This window comes from Streptomyces albipurpureus (genome assembly GCF_023701525.1).
GTDB lineage: Bacteria > Actinomycetota > Actinomycetes > Streptomycetales > Streptomycetaceae > Streptomyces > Streptomyces albipurpureus.
Genome location: NZ_JAMQAW010000103.1, coordinates 1 through 3,534 on the forward strand (window position 1 = coordinate 1; position 3,534 = coordinate 3,534).

The window sequence follows — 3,534 nt, forward strand, 5'->3', positions numbered from 1 at the left end:
TCTTACCTGCACTTAACTACTGTGGGGCTAACAGGATTTGAACCTGTGGCCTCATCCTTATCAGGGATGCGCTCTAACCAACTGAGCTATAGCCCCGCCGCGCTCTGCGCTGACCTCTGAAGATTAGCGCACGTCGGGCGCAGCTCCCAAATCCCGGGGCCAAGGGCCCCGGACCTGGGCCTACTCGTCCTCCGCGAGCGTCAGCTCCACACCACCGACGAAGCCCGCCGAGAGGTTGTAGATAAACGCTCCGAGCGTCGCCAACGCGGTCGCGAGCACCACATCGATCACCGCGATGATCGATGTGAAGATAAGCACCCGCGGCAGCGACAAGAACGACTGCAGGTCAAAGCCATTGCTGTCGGTCGAGCCCGTGGCCTCGCTAATCGTTCCGCCGACCGTGGAGAAGACGCCCATGGCGTCCATAACCATCCACAGCACCGCGGCCGCGATCACCGTACAGATGCCCAGCGCGATCGAGAGCAGAAAGCTGACCTTCATCACGGACCACGGGTCGGCCTTGGCCACCCGCAGTCGTGCCTTGCGGGTGCGCGGGGTCGTACGCGCACCCGTCCGGGGAAACCGCACACCCGTCTGGGTCCCCTCGTCGCCCTCGGGCGACGGGTAGGCCTGCGGCGGGCGGTACGGCTGCCCCGACTGCTGAGGCGCCGGCTGAGCGCCGGCGAAGGTCTCATACGGGGGCTTTGGCCCCCGGGTGTCTGTCACGGTAACCCCCTGGGAGTCCGTGGCAGCGCCACGGGCACCGTTCGCTCCAGAAGCTCCGGCAGCGGCCGAACCGGCGCCCGTGGCTCCACTCACGCTCTACTCCTCGTGCTCCCCGGCCGAAGGCTCGGTGCCCTCGGCTGCCGCTTCAGCCGAAGCGACGAAGGTTTCATCGGTCTCCGGGGCCTCGTCAGCCCCATCGACCTCTTCTGCCTCCCGACCGGCCTCGGCGTTACGTGCGATACCGACCACGGCATCGCGCTTGCCCAGGTTGATCAGTTGGACGCCCATGGTGTCACGGCCTGTCTCCCTGACTTCATTGACTCGCGTGCGAATCACACCGCCGCCGAGGGTGATGGCGAGGATCTCGTCCGTCTCCTCGACCACCAGAGCGCCCACGAGCGACCCACGGTCCTCCACGATCTTGGCAGCCTTGATGCCGAGGCCGCCACGACCCTGAACGCGGTACTCGTCGACAGCGGTCCGCTTCGCGTAACCACCATCGGTAGCAGTGAACACGAACGTACCGGGCCGCACCACATTCATCGACAGAAGCTCGTCTCCCTCGCGGAAACTCATCCCCTTGACACCGGATGTGGCACGCCCCATGGGACGCAGCGCCTCGTCCGTTGCGGTGAATCGGATCGACTGGGCCTTCTTGCTGATAAGTAGCAGATCGTCCTCGGCCGACACCAGCTCGGCACCGATCAGCTCGTCATCGCCGCCGGCTTCGGTCTCCCGGAGGTTGATAGCGATGACACCACCGGACCGAGGTGAGTCATAGTCCTTCAACGGAGTCTTCTTGACCAGACCGCCCTTGGTGGCGAGCACCAGATAGGGCACGGCCTCGTAGTTGCGAATGGCAAGGATCTCGGCGATCTGCTCATCCGGCTGGAAGGCCAGCAGATTGGCCACGTGCTGACCACGCGCGTCACGACCCGCGTCCGGCAGCTCATAGGCCTTGGCGCGGTAGACCCTGCCCTTGTTGGTGAAGAAGAGCAGCCAGTGGTGGGTGGTGGAGACGAAGAAGTGGTCGACGATGTCGTCTTCCCTGAGCTTGGTGCCCCGGACTCCCTTGCCGCCGCGCTTCTGCGAGCGGTAGTCGTCCGTCTTCGTACGCTTCACATAGCCGCCGCGAGAGATCGTGACGACGATGTCCTCTTCGGCGATCAGATCCTCGATGGACATGTCGCCGTCGAAGGGAACCAGCGCGGAGCGCCGGTCGTCACCGAACTTGTCGACGATCACAGCCAACTCGTCGCTGACGATCCCGCGCTGCTTCTCGGGCGACGCGAGGATCGCGTTGTACTCGTTGATCTTGGTCTGGAGCTCGTCGTGCTCCTGGACGATCTTCTGTCGCTCCAGGGCCGCCAACCGGCGCAGCTGCATCTCCAGGATCGCGTTCGCCTGGATCTCGTCGATCAGCAGCAGGCCCATCAGGCCCTCGCGCGCGATGTCGACCGTGTCGCTGCGCCGGATCAGCGCGATGACCTCGTCGATCGCGTCCAGCGCCTTGAGCAGGCCGCGCAGGATGTGCGCCCGCTCCTCGGCCTTGCGCAGACGAAAGCGCGTACGCCGGACGATGACCTCGATCTGGTGGGTCACCCAGTGCCGGATGAAGGCGTCCAGCGACAGCGTCCGCGGCACCCCGTCGACCAGGGCCAGCATGTTGGCGCCGAAGTTCGTCTGGAGGTCGGTGTGCTTGTAGAGGTTGTTCAGGACGACCTTGGCGACCGCGTCGCGCTTGAGCACGATGACCAGTCGCTGCCCGGTGCGGGACGAGGTCTCATCGCGGACGTCGGCGATACCGCCGACCTTGGCGTCCTTCACCAGGTCGGCAATCTTCTGCGCGAGATTGTCCGGGTTGACCTGGTACGGAAGCTCGGTGACCACCAGACACTGGCGGTTCTGGATCTCCTCGACCGCGACGACGGCACGCATCGTGATGGAGCCACGGCCGGTGCGGTACGCCTCCTCGATGCCCTTGCGGCCCACGACCAGCGCGCCGCTGGGGAAGTCCGGGCCCTTGATGCGCTCGATCAGCGCGTCGAGCAGTTCCTCATGACTGGCGTCCGGGTGCTCAAGCGCCCACTGGGCACCCGCCGCGACCTCCCGCAGATTGTGCGGGGGGATATTGGTCGCCATGCCGACCGCGATGCCCGCCGAGCCATTGACCAGCAGGTTCGGGAAACGCGCCGGGAGGACCGTCGGCTCCTGGTTACGGCCGTCGTAGTTGTCCTGGAAGTCGACGGTCTCCTCGTCGATGTCCCGGAGCATCTCCATCGACAGCGGCTTGAGCTTGCACTCGGTGTACCGCATGGCGGCTGCGGGGTCATTGCCCGGGGAGCCGAAGTTGCCGTTGGAGTCCACCAGCGGCATCCGCATCGACCACGGCTGCGCCAGTCGCACCAGGGCGTCATAGATCGAGGAGTCGCCGTGCGGGTGGTAGGTGCCCATGACGTCGCCGACGACACGGGCGCACTTGTAGAAGCCCTTCTCGGGCCGGTAGCCGCCGTCGTACATCGCGTAGAGCACACGGCGGTGGACGGGCTTCAGTCCATCCCGTACGTCCGGAAGCGCGCGGGAGACGATGACGGACATCGCGTAGTCGAGATACGAGCGCTGCATCTCGGTCTCAAGCCCGACGGGCTCGATCCGCATCGTGAACTCTTCGGTCGGAGCAGAATTGGGTGTCTCGTCGGCCATTGCTGGTCTTCGGTCCTTTCGTGCGGTCAGCTGAGGCCGACTCAGATGTCGAGGAAGCGGACGTCCTTGGCGTTGCGCTGGATGAAGGAGCGTCGGGCTTCGACG

At 65.3% G+C, this 3,534-nt stretch carries 2 protein-coding genes and 1 tRNA gene; all 3 read right to left on the reverse strand.

The genetic code is table 11. The features are described 5' to 3' along the window. Nucleotides 1–22: 22 nt before the first annotated feature. Nucleotides 23–96 (reverse strand) — tRNA-Ile (locus NBG84_RS39030). Between the two features lie 84 nt (nucleotides 97–180). Beyond that, the gene (locus tag NBG84_RS39035; protein WP_250924482.1) at nucleotides 181–819 is read right to left on the reverse strand and encodes a DUF3566 domain-containing protein; all 639 of its coding nucleotides are present in this window, start codon (nucleotides 817–819) and stop codon (nucleotides 181–183) included. A gap of 3 nt (nucleotides 820–822) precedes the next feature. After that, on the reverse strand, nucleotides 823–3,429 hold the full coding sequence (gene gyrA, locus NBG84_RS39040) for a DNA gyrase subunit A (RefSeq protein WP_250924483.1): 2,607 nt from the start codon (nucleotides 3,427–3,429) through the stop codon (nucleotides 823–825). Nucleotides 3,430–3,534: the final 105 nt, after the last annotated feature.